The following is a 16,900-nucleotide window of genomic DNA, read 5'->3' as shown; positions in this document are numbered from 1 at the left end:
GATCCGCGCAAGGAAAGCTTTTCCAAAATTCATGAGGCTGGGGGATGGAAGCGGGGCCGGCGCCCCGCGCCCACCGGACTCAGTGATGCGGCAGCCACACGTCGAGGACGGCGCAGCGCCGCTCCTCGCGGACCACCCGCAAGGCCTCGGCGAGGGCCTCGTCCACCTCCGCCGCTTGCCCGACCTGGCGCCCCCAGGCGCCACCCGCCGCGGCGGCGATGCCGACATAGTCGGGCGCCGGCTCGAACGAGGTGTCGAGCTGGTTCGCCCGCGCGGCGTAGCCGTCGGGATGGACGGCCAGGGTCGAGAGCTTCGGCGATTTCCAGCCGCGGTTGTTGAAGACGATCTGGAGGAACGGCGTCTCGTAGCGGCGCGCCATCCAGTGCACCGACGAGGGGACGGTGAACAGGTAGGAGCCGTCGCCGGTGAGTGCCACGACCGTGCTCTCGGGCCGCGCCAGCTTGATCCCGATCGCTGCGCCGCCGTTCCAGCCGAGGGACCCGCCGCCGCTGGTGACGATCGATCCGGGCCGGTCGAGCGCCAGGTGGTCGAAGACGGTGTGGTAGTGCGAGATGCCCTCGTTCACGAACAGGGCGTCGTCCCCCGCGAGCGCCCGTAGCCGGGCGACGAGGTATTCCGCGGTCACGGCCCCGGTCTCCGAAGGCTGCTCCAGGGCGCGGAGCGCCTGCCCGCGCGCGGCGTGCAGAGCGGCGTAATGCTGCGTGCGCGCGGCGACGGCGTCGGCATCCGGGGGATTCGCGTCGAACCACGCGTTGAGCTGGTCGAGGGCGGTCTCGGCGTCGGCGCCGAACACCCCCTCGGCACGGATGTGCCAGAGCGGCATCTGCTGTTTCAGCGGATCGACGTCGATGTGGAAGATGCGGGCGTCGTCGGCGGGTCGCGACACGGTCGGGATCCACGGCACGTCGCTGTCGACGACCAGGATCACGTCGGCCGCGGCCAGGACCGGGTTCTGGCGCGGGTGGTTCCACTGGTTGCCCTGGTAGAGCGGGTCGGTGTGCGGGAAGTTCATCGCGTTCGGCACCGATTCGAGCACGCCGATCCCGAGCCGCCGGCACAGGGCGACGAGCGGCGTGACGGCCCGCGGGTTGCGCCCGACGAAGGATGTGACGAGGAGCGGCCGGCGCGCGCCCGCGAGCGCCGTCGCGATCTCGCGAATGGCCCGCCCGCCGAGCGCCGCCGGCTCGATCGGCCGCCACGCGGCGGCGTCGTTGCGGGTCGGCGCGACCTCCTCCTCCATGACCTCGCGGGCGCCCATCAGGTAGACAGGGCCCTTCGGGTCAGACTTGGCGAATTGCAGCGCCCGGTGGACCAGGTCCTTGACGTTCCTGCCGGTGCGGATCTCGTTGTCGTAGCGCATGTAGCCGCGCACCAGCCCGCGCTGGTCGTGGACGTCCTGGATCCACTGAATGAACTCGTTGCGGCTCCCCTTGAGCTCGCCTTCCTGCGTGAAGGGGGAGGCGCCCGCGAAGACGAGCATCGGCGCGCGGCCCTTGGCGGCGTTGTGCACCGCGCCCGCCAGCGCCTGGGTGCCGCACTCGACATGGACCACGACCGCCTGGGGCTCGCCGCTCGCCTGCCAGTAGCCGTGGGCGGCGCTCATCCCGACCATCTCGTTGGGGCAGGTGACGATCTGCGGGATCGCCCGCCCGGCGGCCCGCGCCTCGGCGACCGCCTCGATCAGGGCCGGGTGATCGCTCCCGACATTGGCGAAGATGAACGAGACGTTGGCCTCGACCAGGGCGTCGAGGAAGGCGCTGCTCGTCGTGTACATGCGGTCGATCCTTGAATTCAGTCCTCCGGCGGGCCGGATTCCGGTGGCGGTGTCTCGGTGGTCAGCGCCTCGGTCAGGGTCTTCAGCAGGGCGACGAGGTGCTGGCGCTGCTCGGGCGCGAACAGGGCGTTGAGCCGGGCGTCGTGGCGCGCCGCGCATTCCGCCAGCAACGCGAGCTTCGCCCGTCCGGCCTCGGTCAGGCTGATCCGGCGCCCGCGCCGGTCGAGCGGGTCGGGCTCGCGCCGGATCAGCCCGCGCCGCTCGAGGTCGCCGAGCAGCGGGGTCAGGGTGCTCTTGTCGCGGCTGGTTGCGAGGCTCAGCGCCGTCTGGCTGACGCCCGGATTGTCGCCGATGAGCTGCAGCAGCGCGTACCAGCCGGGGCGCAGGCCGAGATCCCCGGTCAGCGCGCTGAACGCCTGGAACGACGCGGTCTGGGCGAGACGCAGGTTGTAGGCGATGGTCTCGCCGAGCCATCCGAGCTGCACTGGGGCCTGGGCGGCGCCCGGACCCGCCGCGTCGGCGGGCGGGGCCGTTGCCCTGGTCGTGGTTCGCTTGCGCATGCTGGGCGCCCCGCCGCGGTCAGCGCTCGGCCGCGACACCCGTCGCCCCGAGGCCGGCGGCCGGCCGCATCGCCGGGATGTGCCGGCCGACGAGCGCGAGGGCGACCGCGACCCCGGCCATGGCGAGGCCGAGCAGCACGAGGTAGCCGCCCGATCCGCCGGAGGTGATGACGGCCGCCCCCGCGAAGGCGCTGAGGATCGCCCCGAGGCGGCCGAAGGCGAGGGCGGAGGCGGTACCCGTCGCCCGCACGGTGGTCGGGTAGACGTGGGCGCAGACAGCGTACATCGTCGACTGGGTGGCGTTGGCGAAGAAGCCCTGGAGGCCGAGCCCGGCGATCAGGAGACCGGTCGAGGTCTTGATGTCGACGCCGGTGAGGGAGAGCGCCGTGACGGCGCCGCCGGCCGAGCACAAGAGCAGCGGCCCGCGCGACCCGAAGCGGGTGATCGCGACGGCGCAGAGCAGGGCGCCGAACACGCCGCCGAAATTGTAGGCGGTGAGGCCCGATCCGGCCACCGCGACGTCGAGTCCGGCGGCGTTCAGCATCGTCGGCAGCCAGCTGAAGGCGCTGTAGACCGCCAGCAGGTTGAGGAAGAACGCGCACCAGAGCGCGATCGTGTCCCGCGCCCGGCCCGCCTCGAACAGGGCCGGGACGCCCCCGCGCTGCTCCAGCCGCTGCTCATTGGCGTCGGTGAAGGCGGCGCCGGGGGGAACCGGGCGGGCCATGCGGGTCAAGAGCCGCGCCAGCTCGGGCCAGCGGGCCGGCCGGCGGGCGAGGAAGCGGGGCGATTCCGGTAGGGCGACGATCAGGACGAGGCCGTAGGCCACCGGCAGCAGGCCGCCGAGCAGGAAGAGCGCCCGCCAGCCGAGGGTCGGCAGCACGAAGCCGGCGAAGACGCCGGCGAGCATCCCACCCAAGGGCACGCAGACGATGGTCGCGGTGATCGCCAGCGTCCGGCGCCGGGCCGGGGTGAACTCGGCGGTCACGGTGGTGGAGCTCGGCAGCGCCCCGCCGATGCCGAGGCCGGCGATGAACCGCAGGACCCCGATCCCCCACAGGCTGTCGGCGAGGCTGATGGCGCAGGTGGCGAGCCCGAAGACGAGCACGCTGCCGATCACCGCCCAGCGCCGGCCGAAGCGGTCGGCGAACAGGCCGGCGCAGGCGCTGCCGATCCCCATCCCGACGAGGCCCGCCGCGAGGGCCGGGGCGAAATCACCGCGGGAGACGCCCCATTCCTTGATCAGCACGGGGACCGCGAAGCCGATCAGCTGGCCGTCGAACCCGTCCATGACGATCGACAGGGCGGCGAGGGCGACGACCGTCTTCTGCAGGCTCGTCCAGTGGCCGGCATCGAGCACCTCGCCGATGTCGGTGGCGCTCCGCGCCGGGGCGGCGGGGGCGGTCATGCCGGCCTCCGCACCGTGAGGGAGCCGTCCCGGGGGGACAGGTCCCGTCCTGCGCATCGGCCCGCGACGACCGGCAGGGCCGGCGCACGGGGATCGGCGACGTGCGGTTCTCCCGCCGAAGCTGCCATGGCGTTTCTCCCGGGGCGGCCCGTTTGGTCCGGGCTCATTGTGCCAGCTTGGGACGGTCTCCAGCTTCCGTCAAGTTGGTTTGCCTACCAACTAATATATCGGCACACCGACTCCGTCGGCGCCGCGCCGACGGAGACATCGGCCGGGCCGGTCGGCCCCCGTCGAGGTCTCTCGCCGCAGCGCTCCGGCGCTCGCTTCCCAGGCCCCCCGTCCCTCGGCTAGGACATCGGTCCGGCACGGGGCGGCGGATGGTGGACACGGGCAAGGCGAACACGGGCAGGGCGACCTGGCGCGTCGGGGTGCTGTTCTCCCGCAGCGGGGTGAGCGGCATCACCGAGACCGAGCACTTCCTCGGCACCGCGTTGGCGATCGAGGAGATCAACCGGGCCGGCGGCGTGCTCGGGCGCGCGATCGAGCCAGTCTGCTACGATCCGGCCGGCGACCGGGACGCCTACCGCGACCTCGCCCGGCGGATGCTCGCCGAGGACGGGGTCGAGGTGGTGTTCGGCTGCTCGCTCTCGGCCAGCCGCAAGGCCGTGCTCTCCACCATGGAGCGCCATAACGGCCTGCTCTGGTACCCGTCGATCTACGAGGGGTTCGAATATTCCGAGAACGTCGTCTATACCGGCGCCACCCTGAACCAGAACGTCTTTGCCCTCGCCGACTTCCTGATGCAGGAATACGGGCCGCGGATCTTCATGGTCGGCTCGGACTACATCTATCCGCGCGAGTCGAACCGGGTGATGCGCGACCTGATCGAGAGCAAGGGCGGCACAATCCTGGGCGAGGTCTACGCCCCCCTCGACGCCGACGAGGCGGCGCATGAGCGCATGGTCGCGGAGATCCGCAGCGTCTCGCCGGACGCGGTGTTCTCGACCGTGGTCGGCCGGGGCGCGGAACGGCTCTACCGCGCCTATGCTGCGGCCGGGATCGACCGCACCCGCTGCCCGATCGCGAGCCTCACCCTGGCGGAAGGGCAGATCCAGGCGATCGGCCCCGAGGCCTGCACCGGCCACGTGCTGGCCTCGTCCTATTTCGGCAGCCTCAACGGCGAGGAGAACCGCCGCTTCGTGTCCGCCTTCCAGGCGCGGTTCGGGCCGGACCGGCCGACCAGCATGTGGTCGGAAACGGCCTACGCGCAGGTCCACCTCTTCGCTCGCGCCCTCGCGGAAGCCGGCAGCCTCGACGCCGAGCGCCTGAGCGCGGCGGCCCTGCGCAGCCGCTACCTCGCGCCGGAGGGCGAGCTCGCCTTCGACGGCGAGACCCGCCACATCTGGCTCACGCCGGGCATCGGCGTCGCGCGCCCCGACGGCCAGTTCGACGTGGTCTGGCGCGCCCGCCGGCCGGTGCGGCCCGACCCCTACCTCGCCTGGACGCGCTTCGAGCTGAACGCCCTCGAGGAGGGGCTCGGCCAATGAGCGCGCCGGCCCGCAAGATCCTCGACGACCTGCGCCGCGCCCGGGCGCTGGTGGTCCATCCGCGCGACGAGGAGGGGGCGTCGCTGGTGGACCAGCTCCGCCGCCTCGGCTGCGAGGTCGCGCTCGCCTGGCCGCCGCCGGCGGCCCTGCCGTCGGACATCGACACGCTGTTCATCCAGCTCGACGACGGCGAGTTCCGCCACCTGCTGCCGGCCATCGAGGAGGCCCAGCCGGCGGTCGTCGCCATCGTGGCCTACGAGAGCCCGACCTCGCTGAAGGCCATCGTCGACGTCAACGCCCACGGCGTGCTGACGAAGCCGCTGCGGCCGCGCGGGGTGCTGACCCAGTTCGTCCTCGCCCGCTACCGGCGCGGCTACGAGGGCCGGCTCGCGAGCAAGATCGTCCGGCTCGAGGAGACCATGAAGGGGCGTCGCAGCGTCGAGCGGGCGGTGCGCCTGCTCGTCGACCTCAACCGCATCGACGAGGACGCGGCCTATCGCCTGCTGCGCGACCGCGCCACCGCCGCGCGGGTGCCGATGGCGAGTGTCGCCGAGAGCGTGGTGGCGGCGCACGAGGCGATGAGCGGGCTCGGCCTGCGCATCGCTTTGGCGGAGAAGACCTGATCCGGGCAGCGCCTGCCCCATTTATGGTCTTGCGGCGGCCTCGGGCTTGAGTATCGTAGCGGCACGGGCAAGGTTGCCCAGCAGCCGCGTGCTGCATCACATCCCGGCTTCGAAGCCTCTGGTCTGCGGAAAGTCTTTCCGCGTCCAGGGGCTTTTTGCGTTTTGGAGCGATCATGATCCAAGCGAACAATCCCGCTCGCCCATCACTCAGGGTCTCCTGCATCCAGTTCGAGCCCGCATTCGGCGCGGTGGCGGAGAACATCGCCCGCGCCTCGGACCTCGTCCGCGCCGCCGCCCGCGAGGGCAGCCGGCTCGTCGTGCTTCCGGAGCTCGCCAGCACCGGCTACGTGTTCGAGACGCCCGACGAGGCCTCCACCCTCGCCGAAGCGGTGCCGGACGGCCCGACCACCCGCGCCTGGGGGGACCTTGCGGCGGAACTCGGCATCCATATCGTCGCCGGAATCGCCGAGAGGGCCGGGGACGCGCTCTACAATTCGGCGCTGATCACCGGGCCCGACGGCTATATCGGCACCTACCGCAAGGCGCATCTCTGGCACCGGGAGAACCTGTTCTTCCGCAAAGGCGATCTCGGCTTCCCGGTCTTCGAGACGGCGCTTGGCAAGGTCGGCATCGCGATCTGCTACGACGGCTGGTTTCCCGAGACCTTCCGGCAGCTGGCGCTCGGCGGCGCCGAGATTGTCTGCATCCCGACCAACTGGGTGCCGATGCCGAACCAGCCCGCGGGCGAGGCCGCGATGGCCAACACCCTGCACCGGGCCGCCGCCCACTCGAACGGGATCTTCATCGCCTGCGCCGACCGGGTCGGGGTCGAGCGCGGTCAGCCCTTCGAGGGCCAGAGCCTGATCATCGGCCCGAAGGGCTGGACCCTCGCCGGCCCGGCGAGCCGCGATCGTCCTGAGACCATCTCGGCGGTGATCGACCTCGCCGAGGCGGGCGCTAAGGACCTCAACGAGTTCAATTCCGTCCTCGGCGACCGCCGCACCGACCTCTACGCCTGACGTCAGATTTCCCGTCCAGAGGAGCCCGCACCATGCAGACCCGTTCGCTCACCGGCGCGCTCGCCGCGCTCATGCTCACCGCCGCGCCGGTCCTCGCGGCCGAGAAGCCCATCGTCATCGGCGTGCCGGTCGGCCTGTCGGGGGCCAACAGCGTCGTCGCGCCTTCCGTCGTGCAGGCGGCGGAGCTGGCGGTGGAGGAGATCAACGCCGCCGGCGGCGTGCTCGGCCGCAAGCTCGCCCTCGAAGTCGCGGACGACGCCTCGGGCGCCGCCGGCGCCCAGAAGGCGTTCGACTCGCTGATCTACCAGAAGAAGGTCGACGTCATCATCGCGATGGAGACGAGCGCCGCCCGCAATGCCGGCCTGCCCGCCGTCACCAAGGGCCGCGTGCCCTACATCTACACCTCGTTCTACGAGGGCCGGTCCTGCAACAAGAACCTGTTCGTCAACGGCTGGGTGCCCGAGCAGCAGGTGCCGCCGGTGATCGACGCTTTCAAGGACAAGGGCGCCAAGAGCTACTTCCTGATCGGCAGCGACTACGCCTTCGGCCGCGGCATGCTCGCCTTCACCCGCGCATACATCGAGAAGAGCGGCGGTAAGGTCGTCGGCGAGGAATACCTGCCGATGGACGGCAGCGACTGGACCGCGATCATCTCCAAGCTGAAGGAGGCCAAGCCCGACGCGCTCGTCACCTCGACCGCCGGCGGTGCCCCGAACGTGACGCTCACCAAACAGCTGCGCGGCGCAGGCGTCACGCTGCCCTATGCCAACCTCGCGGTCGACGAGGGCACGGCGAAGAGCATGGGGGCGGATGCCGAGGGCATCTACCTCTCGGCCTCCTACGTCACCGGGATCGACAGCCCACAGAACAAGGCGTTCCTCGCGGCGATGGAGAAGAAGTTCGGCTCGTCCCTGCGCACCCCCAACGACCTGTCCGTGCCCGAGTACGAGGCGATCTACCTCTACAAGGCCGCGGTCGAGAAGGCTGGCGGCACCGAGACCGCCAAGGTCCTGGCAGCCCTGCCGACCGTCACCGCCACCGGCCCGCGCGGCACGATCGGCATGACCAAGCAGCACCACGCGCCGCTGACGATGTATCTCGGCCAGGTCCAGAAGGACGGCGGCGTCAAGGTCGTCGGGACCTTCAAGGACGTCGATCCGGGCGAGCAATGCCCGAAGCTGGATTGATGTCGGGGGCTGTTCGATCCGCTCGACGGTCCTGACATCCTCCGCGTCATTCCGGGGCCGCGCAGCGGAGTCCGGAATCCAGATTTGCCATCGATACAAGGTCCGCATGTTCAATCGCGAACAAGTATAGCGCGGGATCCCCTCTCCCGTGTGGGAGAGGGGTAGAGGTGAGGGTGACACGCTTCAGTGTAGAACGCTGAGCGTCGAGCTGCGCAGCTGGACGCTCTGAGCTTCACACTGAAGCGTGTCACCCTCACCCCCGGCCCCTCTCCCACTCGGGAGAGGGGAGGCGCGCTTTATCTTTATGCGAATGGATCCGAGCGGAGCCGGAAGCTCCGAACGACTGAGCGAAATCTCGGATGATCCTGTGATCGGCGCCCTGCCGTTCGCCTCCACCTCGGACAAGCACGATGCTGCTCCTCCTCGACATCCTGACCACCGCCGCGATCCTGTTCGTGGTCGCGATCGGTCTCCTCGCGGTCTTCGGCGTGCTGAAGATCATCAACTTCGCCCACGGCGCCTGGCTCACCATCGGCGCCTACTGCGCCGTCGTGGCGGGCAAGCTCGGGCTGAATCCCTGGGCCGCGCTGCCGCTCGCCTTCGCGGTCGGCGCCGCTCTCGGGGGCCTGGCGGAATTGTTCATCATCCGCCCGCTCTACCGCCGGCCCCTCGACGCGATCTTGGCGACCTGGGGCCTCGGCATCGTCGTCGGCCAACTGATCACCCTCGCCTTCGGGCGCGACGTCCAGCTCACCCCGAACCTCGTGTCGGGCACCGTCGAGGTGCTGGGTACCGGCTACTCCGCCTACCGCCTCGTCGCGCTGCTGGCCGCCCTCGTCATCGGGACGGGGTTCGCCCTCGTCATCGAGCGCACGCGCCTCGGGCTCTCGGCCCGCGCGGTCATCATGAACGAGACGCTCGCCCGAAGCCTCGGCCTCGACACCGCCCGGGTGCGCCTCGTCGTCTTCATGATCGGGGCCGGGCTCGCGGCGCTCGCGGGCGTGCTCCTCACGCCGCTGACCAGCGTCGATCCGACCATGGGCGTCGGCTGGCTGATCGGCGCCTTCATGCTGGTGATGGTCGCCGACGCCTCGTTCCTCGCGCTCGCCGCCGCCTGCCTCGTCTTCGGGGCGGCGCAGGTGCTGGTCAGCACCTTCGTCAGCCCGGTGCTCGGCAGCATCGCGGTCGCGGTGCTGGCCGCCCTCGTGCTGCGCATCAGCCCGAAAGGATTCTCGCGTGCCTGAGACCGTCACGGCCGCCACACCCGCCCTTATCCGCGAGCGCCTCCGCCTCGCCCGGGCCGCCCCGCTCGTCGTCGCGATCCTCGCGGCGATCGCGCTCTGGCTCGCCCCGCTCGTCCTCGACACCTTCGCGGTCAACGTGCTGACCCGCTCGATGATCTACGCGGTGCTCGCCGTCACGGTCGACCTGCTGTGGGGATTCGCCGGCATCCTGACCTTCGGCCAGGCCGCGTTCTTCGGCGTCGGCGCCTACGCGACCGCGATACTGCTCACGGCGCAGGGCGGGGCGCCGCACTGGATGGCGCTGGCAGTGTTGCTCGCGGTCGCTGCACCGATGCTGCTCGGCCTCGCGGTCGGCTGGCTGTCCTTCTATCACCGCTCGACCGCGCTCTACGCCTCGGTGATCTCCCTCGTCGTGCCGATCGTGGTGGTGCAGGCGATCTATTCCGGCGGCGAGCGGACCGGCTCCAGCAGCGGTCTCGTCGGCTTCGACGTCCTGCCGCTCGAGATCGAGGGCTTTTTCCGGCTCGCCGCCCTCCTCCTCGTCGCCGTGACGCTTGCGGCCTGGATCCTGGTGCGCTCGGATGCCGGGCGCATGCTGGTGGCGTTGCGGGACAACGAGGCGCGCTGCGCCTATCTCGGCCTTCATCCCCGGCGGTGGCAGATCGGCCTCACCGCAGCGCTGGCGGGCGTCGCGGGCCTCGCCGGCTTCGTCTTCGCCAACGCCTCGGGGGTCGTAGCGCCGGAGAATGCTGGCTTCCTGTTCGGCACCGAACTGGTGATCTGGGTGGCCCTGGGCGGGCGCGGCACGCTGATCGGGCCGGTGCTCGGCACGATCGCGATCGACTACCTCGCCGCCAACCTCTCGGGCGACCTGCCCTTCCTCTGGCAGCTCCTCCTCGGCACGGCCTTCGTCGCGATCATCATCCTGTTGCCGGGCGGCCTCGCGGAGCTCGCCCGCCGCGCCTGGGGCGCGCTGCCGGCCGGGCGGCGGCGGGCCGTCGCGCCGCGCCTGCGCGCGGAGCACTCGCGCGCGGCACCAACGGGCGACGGCCCGCTGCTTGCCGTCCAGGGCCTCGCCAAGTCCTACGGCAGCCTGACGGTGCTGGAGAGCATCGACCTCACCATCCGGGCGGGCGAGCTCGTCAGCCTCGTCGGGCCGAACGGCGCCGGCAAGACGACGCTGATGCGCTGCCTCAGCGACGGCACCGAGCCGTTCCGAGGCGCCATCGCGGTCGGCGGCGTCCCGACCACGGGCCTGACACCGAACCGCATCGTCGCCCTCGGCGTCGGGCGCAAGTTCCAGGTCGCGAGCGTGTTCGAGAGCCTATCGGTCGCCGATTGCCTGCGGCTCGCCCGTGCCTCCCACGCATCCCTGAACCCGCTTGCCCGGGCCGAGACCCTGGCCCTTCCGCAGGCGGTGCTCGACATCCTGCGCATGACCGGGCTCGACGCGCACCTCGCCGAGCCCGCCCGCCTGCTCTCGCACGGTCAGAAGCAGGCGCTCGAACTCGCGATGGTGGTGGCCCTGGAGCCGCGCCTCGTCCTCCTCGACGAGCCCACCGCCGGCCTGACCAAGGCCGAGCGCACCACCATCGGCACGGTGCTCAAAGGGCTCGCCAATGAGCTCGGCCTCGCGGTGATGCTGGTCGAGCACGACCTCGACTTCGTGCGCGAGATCTCCTCGCGCATCGTGGTGCTGCACCAGGGCCGGCTGGTGCTCGACGGCACGGTCGAGGAGGTCGTCGGCTCGGCGCTGGTGCGGACCATCTACGCGGGAGGCGGCCATGAATGACGTCATGACGGCCAAGCCCGCGTCCGCGGTCGGGGGTGCGAGCCTGGTCCTCGACGGCGTGTCGAGCGGCTACGGCGCCGTCTCGATCGTGAAGGGCGTGTCGCTCGCGATCCAGCCGGGCGAGAGCGTCGTACTGCTCGGCAAGAACGGCATGGGCAAGACGACGCTCCTGAAGACGATCCTCGGGCTGGTCTCGCTCCGGTCGGGCTCGGTCGCGATCGACGGGCGCGCGATCGCCGGGCTCAGCCCGGCAAAGCTCGTCGCCCTCGGCGTCGGCTACGCGCCCCAGGAGCAGCCGCTGTTCCAGGACCTCTCGATCCGCGACAACCTGCGCCTGGCGCTGGCCTCGGACCGGCTCCTGCCGGAGGCGCTGGAGCGCGTGTTCGGCCACTTCCCGTTCCTGAAGGAGCGGCTGTCGCAGCGCGCCGGCACCCTGTCGGGAGGCGAGCAGAAGATGCTCATCCTCGCCCGCGCCCTGATGCTGCGCCCGCGCCTGCTTCTCATCGACGAGATTTCCGAGGGCCTCCAGCCCTCGGTCGTCGACCGCATCGCCGCCGCCCTCGCGGCCGAGCGGATCGCCTACGGCACCACGATGCTGATCGTCGAGCAGAACCTCGACTTCGCGTTGCGGGTCGCCAATCGCTGGGCCGCGCTCAAGCTCGGCGAGATCGACGACGAGGGGAGCGTCGACGGGGAAGCGCGGGCGCGGATCCTGCGGCACCTGAGCGTGTGACGGGGGCGGTCGGGGGCGTATGATACAGTTTCCGCCTGATCCGGTCAGATAAAGATTGAACGCGTCTCCCCTCTCCCGTGTGGGAGAGGGGCCGGGGGTGAGGGTGGCTCGGCTGCTGGATATGTCGCCCAGCGTCGAGCTGCGCAGCTCGACGGTCGGAGCTTCACTCTGAACCCGAGCCACCCTCACCCCTACCCCTCTCCCACACGGGAGAGGGGATCCCGCGCTCTGCTTACTTCGGAAAAGATCAAGTGGAGATGGTATGAGGCCTTCGCGCCTCACGTCCCGTCGTGGACCGCGCCGCCGCGGGCCTCAGCCCTTCGCCGTCCTCGCCAGCGCACGGGCGAGCGCCTCGCGGTGCTCTTCGCTGGTGTGCGCGATCGCCTGGGCCGCGGCCGAGAGCTGAAGCAGCGAGGGCAGGGTCGCGAAGCGTCCTTCGCGCAACAGGCGCTTCGTCGCCCGGACCGCCTGGGGCGGGTTGACGGCGATGCGCTCGGCGAGCCGCCGGCTCGCCGCCATCAGCTCGGGTCCCGGCACCACCTGCGAGACGAGCCCGCAGGCGAGCGCGTCCGCGGCCGAGATCGCGTCGCCGGTGAGCGCCATCTCGCAGGCCTTCGACCAGCCGACGACCCGCGGCAGCAGCCATGCGCCGCCGTCGCCCGGAATGATCCCGATCTTGACGAAGCTCTCGGCGAAGCGCGCCGTGTCGGCGGCGATGCGCAGGTCGCACATGCAGGCGAGGTCGGTACCCGCGCCGATCGCCGGGCCGTTGACGGCGGCGATCACCGGCACGTCGAGGGCCTCGAAGGCGAGCGGTATGCGCTGGATGCCCTGCGTGTAGTAGGCCATCGTGGCGTGGGGGTCCCGGGCGCGCTCCTCCAGCGCGGACTGCATCGCCCGCAGGTCGCCGCCGGACGAGAACGCGCTGCCTGCCCCCGTCAGGATCGCCACCCGCACAGACGGATCGGTGCCGATCCGGCCGAGCGCCGAGACGAGCCCGTCGACCACGTCGCGCTCCGAGATCGGGTTGCGCGTCTCTGGCCGGTTGAGCGTCAGGGTGACGATCCCGCCCTCCTGCTCGTAGAGCACCGCGTCGGTCATGGTCGTCTCCCTTTATCTCAGCCCGAGGCCGCGGGCGATGATGCCGCGCAGGATCTCGCGGGTGCCGCCGCGCAGCGAGAAGGATGGTGCGTGCAGGGTGGTATAGGCCAGGACCTCGGCGAAGGTCCGGCTCTGCGGCGTCGGCGGGCCGTCGGCAACGAGGTCGCGAGCGATCTCGGGGATCTCCTGCTCGACCAGCGCGCCGAGATCCTTGACCATCGCGGCCTCCAGGGCCGGATCGGCCCCGGCCTGGAGCAGGCCCGCCACCGAGCGCGACATGCGCCGGAGCGTGATCAGCTGCGCGCCGAGCCGGCCGAGGGCGATCTCGGCCCGCACATCGGCCGCCGGCTGGAGCGCCCGCACCAATTCGACGAGGAGCCAGAACGAGGACAGGAAGCGCTCCGGCCCGCTGCGCTCGTAGGCGAGCTCGCCGGTCACCTGCGCCCAGCCCTCGCCCTCGCGCCCGAGCAGCGCGTCCTCGGGGAGGAGGACGTCCTCGAACACCACCTCGTTGAAATGGTGCTCGCCGACGAGGTTGCGCACCGGCCGGATGGTGATGCCCGGCAGGGTGAGATCGACGAGGAACTGGCTCGTGCCGGCGTGGCGGTGCTCGCGGTCGAGCGGCCCGGTGCGGCAGAACAGGATCATGAGGTGGCAATGGGTGGCGTTGGTGGTCCACAGCTTGGTGCCGTTGACCCGCCAGCCGTTCGCCTCCCGCACCGCCTTGGTGCGGACCGAGGCGAGGTCGGAGCCGGAATCGGGCTCGCTCATGCCGATGCAGAAGAAGCACTCGCCGGCGGCAATCCGGGGCAGGATCGCGCTTTTTTGCGCCTCGGTGCCGTAGCGCAGCAGGCTCGGGCCGCTCTGGCGCTCGGCGATCCAGTGCGCGCCGACCGGCGCGCCGGCCGCGAGCAGTTCCTCGAGGAGCACGTAGCGGTCGAGCGCCGAGCGCTCCTGCCCGCCATACTGCTTCGGCCAGGTCAGCCCGAGCCAGCCCTGCTCCCCGAGCCTGCGCGAGAAGGCGGGGTCGAGGCCGTTCCAGCTCTGGGCCCGGTCGATCGGGGCGCGGTCCTTCAGCGCGCTCGCCAGGAAGGCACGAATTTCGGCGCGGAAGGCCTCCGCTGCGGGGGAGGGGGGCGGCGGCGGGAAGGTGAATTGCGACATGGGACGAGTCCTCACGCGGCCGTGATCGCGGGCCACAGCCCGTCCGGGCCGGCGGCGATCAGGTGGCGGCCGAGCCTCTGCGCCCACTCGGCCTCGCGTCCGAACGCGTCGCGCCAGGCCCGCAGGCGGCCGGTATAGTGGTGCAGCCGGTGCTCCGCCGTGAAGCCGATCGCGCCGTGGATCTGGTGGGCGATGGCTGCCCCCTGGCCCGCCGCCTCGCCGGTACGGACCTTGGCGGCGGCGATCACCGGCAGCAGCCCCGGTCCCCATTCCGCCACCGCCTCCGCCGCGAGGTCGGCGGCGGCCGCCGCCGAGGCCGCCTGGCCGGCGAGCACCGCGAGGTTCTGCTGCACGGCCTGGAATTGGCCGATGGCGCGGCCGAACTGCCGGCGCTCGCGGGCGTACTCCACCGTCATGGCGCTGACGGCGCCGAGTGCCCCGGCGATCATCAGGGCGCGGGTCGCGGCACCCGCCGCCCGTAAGCCGGCCGCACCGAAGGGAGCCGGGGCACTGTCCGCGGCGACCGATTCGACGCGCAGCGCGTCGCTCGGATCGCCGGCGATGTCGGTGCCCGGCTCGATCGCGAGTGCATCCCGCGGCAGCGCGACGAGGACCGGCCCGCCGGTTCCCTCCGCCAGGACCACGACCGCCCGGGCGTGGCGGCCGAACGCGACGCCCCAGGCGTGCCCGCTCGCCCGGCCGGCCGCGTCGAGCCTGATCTCGGATCCTTGCGCGACGGCGAGCGGCCCGGCCGGGATCTCCATGCCGGCGCGGGCCAGCAGGAAGCCGGCGAGCATCGTGTCGGCGAGCGGCAGCGGCAGGGCGTGCGCGCCCGCCACCGTCAGGAGCGAGAGGGCGTCGGCGACCGGCACCCCGAACCCGCCGGCCGCCTCCGGCAGGATCGCGGCCGGCAGGCCGACCTCGTCGACGGCCGCCCACAAAGCCGCGGGCCACTCGCCCGCGGCCACCGTTGCGCGAGCCTGCGGGGTGAGGTGGTCGGCGAGCAGCCGGTCGGCGGTCTCGCGCAAGCTCGCGCCGGCATCGTCCGTTTGAGAATCCGTCATGTCAGCGTCCCTGGAAGGCGGGCCGGCGCTTCTCGAGGAAGGCGGTCTTGCCCTCGTGGTGGTCGGCGGTCTGGAACAGGGCGGCCTGGGCGCTGCGCTCCCAATCGAGCACCTCGTCGATCCCGCGCGCGAGCCACTCCTTGGCCATCGCGGTCGAGAGCGGCGCCAGTCCCTCGTAGGCGCGGGCGAGCGCCAGCGCCCGGTCGAGGGTGTGGCCGTCCGGCACGACCTCGTCGACGAGGCCGATGGCGAGGCCGTCCCGGGCGCCGATCGGGCTCGCCTGGAGCAGGATCTGGCGGGCGCGGCCCTGGCCGACCCGGGCCGGCAGGGTGTGGAGCAGGCCGGCATCGGCCACCAGCCCGACCTTCGGGAATGAGGCGACGAAGCGCGCGCCCTCGGCGGCGACGATCGTGTCGCACAGGAGCGCGAAGCTGAAGCCCGCACCGGCGGCCCAGCCCTCGACGGCGGCGATGTAGGGTTTTCCCGATTTCACGATCGCCCGGATGATGGCGTGGAGCAGCCGGAACCGGTCGCGCCCGCCGGCGAGCCCGTCGGCCTGCATCGCCGTCAGGTCGCCGCCGGCGCTGAACACCTGCGTCCCGCCGGTGAGCACGACCGCCCGGATCGCGGAATCGCGCTCGATGCGCTCGATCGCCTCGGCGAGCGCCACCCGGATCGCCGGGGTGAGCGCGTTGCGCTTGGCCAACTCGTTGAGCGTCAGGACCGCGACCGCGCCGTCGCGGCGCTCCAGCAGCACGGGGTGATCGGTCATGCTCACGCCTCCCCCCTGTCCGCGCCCGCGAACACCGCGCGCCCGTTGTTGATCACCACCACGTCGCGCTCCGCCACGCGCGCCCGGAACGAGCCGTCGCGCCAGATCTCCACCCGCACGGTCTCGCCCGGATAGACCGGCGCGGAGAAGCGCAGGGCGAGCTCGCGGAAGCGGCCGGGTTCGTAGTCGCCGAGCACCCGCAGCAGGGCGTGGCCGACGAGCCCGAGCGTGCACAGCCCGTGCAGGATCGGGCGCGGGAAGCCGGCCAGGGCCGCCACCTCCGGATCGGCGTGGAGCGGGTTGTCGTCGCCGTTGAGCCGGTAATAGAGCGCCTGCTCGGGCCGGGTCGGCATCTCCACCACGGTGTCGGGCGGGGTCTCGGGCAGGGTGTGCGGTTCCGCCACCGGGCCTGAGGGCCCGCCGAAGCCGCCGTCGCCGCGCAGGAAGGTGGTGCTGCGCGTCGTCGCGAGCAGCGTGCCCTCGCCGTCCCGCACCTCCTTCTCCGAGTAGACCAGCGCGCCGCGTCCCTCGCCCTTGTCGACGAGCCCGGTGATGCGGGTGGTGCCGACGATCTCGCCCTCGACCGGGAGCGGCCGGTGCAGGGCGATGCGCTGCTCGCCGTGGACGACCCGGACCGCGTCGATGCCGGTCGCCGGATCCGCCATCCAGAAACCGGGATGGCCCAGCACCACCGACATCGTCGGCACCGCCTTGAGCCTCCGGTGGCCGTCGACGAAGTCGAGCTGGCGCGTATCGAGCGGGTCCTGCCCGAACCCGACCGAGAGCGCGTAGAGCACGCTGTCGCGCCGCGTGAGGCGCTGGCGCACCTCCGGGATGCGGTGGTTCATCAGGGAATCGTGGGTGAAGGGCATGGGTCGGGGCGTGTCCGCTCGT

15 protein-coding genes are annotated in these 16,900 nt (G+C 71.8%); 7 read left to right on the top strand and 8 right to left on the bottom strand.

Annotated elements, in window-relative coordinates:
- Positions 1–79: 79 nt before the first annotated feature.
- Genes ABZT49_RS25690 through ABZT49_RS25680 form a run of 3 tightly spaced genes read right to left on the bottom strand, consistent with a single transcriptional unit; the run spans position 80 to position 3,760 of the window.
- Complete coding sequence (locus tag ABZT49_RS25690; protein ID WP_355290239.1) at positions 80–1,795, bottom strand: thiamine pyrophosphate-requiring protein; 1,716 nt, start codon at positions 1,793–1,795, stop codon at positions 80–82.
- A gap of 17 nt (positions 1,796–1,812) precedes the next feature.
- Complete coding sequence (locus ABZT49_RS25685; protein WP_355290237.1) at positions 1,813–2,355, bottom strand: MarR family transcriptional regulator; 543 nt, start codon at positions 2,353–2,355, stop codon at positions 1,813–1,815.
- 19 nt (positions 2,356–2,374) lie between these two features.
- On the bottom strand, positions 2,375–3,760 hold the full coding sequence (locus tag ABZT49_RS25680; RefSeq protein WP_355290235.1) for an MFS transporter: 1,386 nt from the start codon (positions 3,758–3,760) through the stop codon (positions 2,375–2,377).
- A gap of 377 nt (positions 3,761–4,137) precedes the next feature.
- On the opposite strand from ABZT49_RS25680, the gene ABZT49_RS25675 reads away from it, so the two are divergent.
- The 7 genes from ABZT49_RS25675 (at position 4,138) to ABZT49_RS25645 (ending at position 11,905) form a co-directional block, all read left to right on the top strand.
- Positions 4,138–5,307 carry a transporter substrate-binding domain-containing protein gene (locus ABZT49_RS25675; RefSeq protein WP_355290233.1) on the top strand — a complete coding sequence of 390 codons (1,170 nt, stop codon included), beginning with the start codon at positions 4,138–4,140 and terminating at the stop codon, positions 5,305–5,307.
- Positions 5,304–5,930 carry an ANTAR domain-containing protein gene (locus ABZT49_RS25670; RefSeq protein ID WP_355290231.1) on the top strand — a complete coding sequence of 209 codons (627 nt, stop codon included), beginning with the start codon at positions 5,304–5,306 and terminating at the stop codon, positions 5,928–5,930. The genes ABZT49_RS25675 and ABZT49_RS25670 overlap by 4 nt, the downstream gene beginning before the upstream one ends.
- Before the next feature lie 173 nt (positions 5,931–6,103).
- Complete coding sequence (locus tag ABZT49_RS25665) at positions 6,104–6,949, top strand: nitrilase family protein (protein ID WP_355290229.1); 846 nt, start codon at positions 6,104–6,106, stop codon at positions 6,947–6,949.
- A gap of 32 nt (positions 6,950–6,981) precedes the next feature.
- Positions 6,982–8,136: a substrate-binding protein gene (locus ABZT49_RS25660; protein WP_355290227.1), complete on the top strand. Its 1,155-nt coding sequence runs from the start codon at positions 6,982–6,984 to the stop codon at positions 8,134–8,136.
- Positions 8,137–8,546: 410 nt separating this feature from the next.
- On the top strand, positions 8,547–9,380 hold the full coding sequence (locus ABZT49_RS25655; protein ID WP_355290225.1) for a branched-chain amino acid ABC transporter permease: 834 nt from the start codon (positions 8,547–8,549) through the stop codon (positions 9,378–9,380).
- The gene (locus tag ABZT49_RS25650; RefSeq protein WP_355290223.1) at positions 9,373–11,172 is read left to right on the top strand and encodes an ABC transporter permease subunit; all 1,800 of its coding nucleotides are present in this window, start codon (positions 9,373–9,375) and stop codon (positions 11,170–11,172) included. The genes ABZT49_RS25655 and ABZT49_RS25650 overlap by 8 nt, the downstream gene beginning before the upstream one ends.
- Entirely contained in the window at positions 11,165–11,905 is a 741-nt protein-coding gene (locus ABZT49_RS25645; protein ID WP_407943570.1) for an ABC transporter ATP-binding protein, read from the top strand. The genes ABZT49_RS25650 and ABZT49_RS25645 overlap by 8 nt, the downstream gene beginning before the upstream one ends.
- Positions 11,906–12,217: 312 nt before the next feature.
- Here ABZT49_RS25645 and ABZT49_RS25640 read toward each other — a convergent pair whose 3' ends face one another.
- The 5 genes from ABZT49_RS25640 to ABZT49_RS25620 are packed head-to-tail and all read right to left on the bottom strand — an operon-like array spanning position 12,218 to position 16,878.
- Entirely contained in the window at positions 12,218–13,006 is a 789-nt protein-coding gene (locus tag ABZT49_RS25640; RefSeq protein ID WP_355290221.1) for a crotonase/enoyl-CoA hydratase family protein, read from the bottom strand.
- Positions 13,007–13,018: 12 nt separating this feature from the next.
- Positions 13,019–14,170, bottom strand: coding sequence for an acyl-CoA dehydrogenase family protein (locus ABZT49_RS25635; protein ID WP_355290219.1), 1,152 nt, complete (start codon positions 14,168–14,170; stop codon positions 13,019–13,021).
- A gap of 11 nt (positions 14,171–14,181) precedes the next feature.
- Complete coding sequence (locus tag ABZT49_RS25630; protein WP_355290217.1) at positions 14,182–15,234, bottom strand: acyl-CoA dehydrogenase family protein; 1,053 nt, start codon at positions 15,232–15,234, stop codon at positions 14,182–14,184.
- Position 15,235: 1 nt separating this feature from the next.
- Positions 15,236–16,006 (bottom strand): enoyl-CoA hydratase-related protein, encoded by a 771-nt coding sequence (locus ABZT49_RS25625; protein ID WP_355290215.1) that lies wholly within the window; start codon positions 16,004–16,006, stop codon positions 15,236–15,238.
- Between the two features lie 2 nt (positions 16,007–16,008).
- The gene (locus tag ABZT49_RS25620; protein WP_355290213.1) at positions 16,009–16,878 is read right to left on the bottom strand and encodes a MaoC/PaaZ C-terminal domain-containing protein; all 870 of its coding nucleotides are present in this window, start codon (positions 16,876–16,878) and stop codon (positions 16,009–16,011) included.
- Positions 16,879–16,900: the final 22 nt, after the last annotated feature.

It is taken from the genome of Methylobacterium sp. EM32 (assembly GCF_040593685.1).
GTDB lineage: Bacteria > Pseudomonadota > Alphaproteobacteria > Rhizobiales > Beijerinckiaceae > Methylobacterium.
The sequence above is the reverse complement of the archived record's forward strand: the minus strand, read 5'-3'. Positions and strand labels throughout refer to the sequence as shown.

What these genes read in the sequence shown, in the direction of transcription:
- ABZT49_RS25690 (WP_355290239.1), bottom strand. Translation starts at nt 1,795, where the DNA reads ATGTACACGACGAGCAGCGCCTTCCTCGACGCCCTGGTCGAGGCCAAC.
- ABZT49_RS25685 (WP_355290237.1), bottom strand. Translation starts at nt 2,355, where the DNA reads ATGCGCAAGCGAACCACGACCAGGGCAACGGCCCCGCCCGCCGACGCG.
- ABZT49_RS25680 (WP_355290235.1), bottom strand. Translation starts at nt 3,760, where the DNA reads ATGACCGCCCCCGCCGCCCCGGCGCGGAGCGCCACCGACATCGGCGAG.
- ABZT49_RS25675 (WP_355290233.1), top strand. Translation starts at nt 4,138, where the DNA reads ATGGTGGACACGGGCAAGGCGAACACGGGCAGGGCGACCTGGCGCGTC.
- ABZT49_RS25670 (WP_355290231.1), top strand. Translation starts at nt 5,304, where the DNA reads ATGAGCGCGCCGGCCCGCAAGATCCTCGACGACCTGCGCCGCGCCCGG.
- ABZT49_RS25665 (WP_355290229.1), top strand. Translation starts at nt 6,104, where the DNA reads ATGATCCAAGCGAACAATCCCGCTCGCCCATCACTCAGGGTCTCCTGC.
- ABZT49_RS25660 (WP_355290227.1), top strand. Translation starts at nt 6,982, where the DNA reads ATGCAGACCCGTTCGCTCACCGGCGCGCTCGCCGCGCTCATGCTCACC.
- ABZT49_RS25655 (WP_355290225.1), top strand. Translation starts at nt 8,547, where the DNA reads ATGCTGCTCCTCCTCGACATCCTGACCACCGCCGCGATCCTGTTCGTG.
- ABZT49_RS25645 (WP_407943570.1), top strand. Translation starts at nt 11,165, where the DNA reads ATGAATGACGTCATGACGGCCAAGCCCGCGTCCGCGGTCGGGGGTGCG.
- ABZT49_RS25640 (WP_355290221.1), bottom strand. Translation starts at nt 13,006, where the DNA reads ATGACCGACGCGGTGCTCTACGAGCAGGAGGGCGGGATCGTCACCCTG.
- ABZT49_RS25635 (WP_355290219.1), bottom strand. Translation starts at nt 14,170, where the DNA reads ATGTCGCAATTCACCTTCCCGCCGCCGCCCCCCTCCCCCGCAGCGGAG.
- ABZT49_RS25630 (WP_355290217.1), bottom strand. Translation starts at nt 15,234, where the DNA reads ATGACGGATTCTCAAACGGACGATGCCGGCGCGAGCTTGCGCGAGACC.
- ABZT49_RS25625 (WP_355290215.1), bottom strand. Translation starts at nt 16,006, where the DNA reads ATGACCGATCACCCCGTGCTGCTGGAGCGCCGCGACGGCGCGGTCGCG.
- ABZT49_RS25620 (WP_355290213.1), bottom strand. Translation starts at nt 16,878, where the DNA reads ATGCCCTTCACCCACGATTCCCTGATGAACCACCGCATCCCGGAGGTG.